Raw genomic sequence first — 408 nt, 5'->3', positions numbered from 1 at the left:
CGACCAGATAGTGGCTGTCACTGCCCGGTTGCACGGTATACAGGCTGTTATTCGGCAGGCGGGTATCGGGCGTCACCACGCGTATCACCGGGTCGACTGTTTGCCCTTTGACGGTCTCCGGGGGCAATACCAGTGGCTGATTTTTGATACCGTTCACCGGCGTGACCGTCGTGGGAGCAGAATGTATCTGACTGGTCTGTCGGTCTGTAATCGTGATATCGGTGCCCTGTGGACGGGTATTCTCCTGCCAGGCCAGCGTTTTCAGGTCGAGGGTTTCTATTACGGGGGCCGGGTCATAATTGCTGCGGCTTTTCCCCTGCGAGGTTTTGGTGCCACCGAACCCGAACTTTTTCTTTTTGGTTTTTTTAGCATACCAGTGGGTCTGACTGCCCGTATCGGTGGTAATCC

General features: G+C 55.6%; 1 protein-coding gene. It reads right to left on the bottom strand.

All coding sequences use genetic code 11. From position 1 onward, the window contains the following. Positions 1-408, bottom strand: a 408-nt coding sequence (locus tag EAE92_RS24895) for a hypothetical protein (RefSeq protein WP_246545391.1), incomplete at both ends; no start/stop codon positions are given.

Source organism: Photorhabdus hainanensis, assembly GCF_018448965.1.
In the GTDB taxonomy this organism is placed as follows: Bacteria; Pseudomonadota; Gammaproteobacteria; order Enterobacterales; family Enterobacteriaceae; genus Photorhabdus; species Photorhabdus akhurstii.
This window is presented reverse-complemented; position numbering and strand designations above follow the sequence as displayed.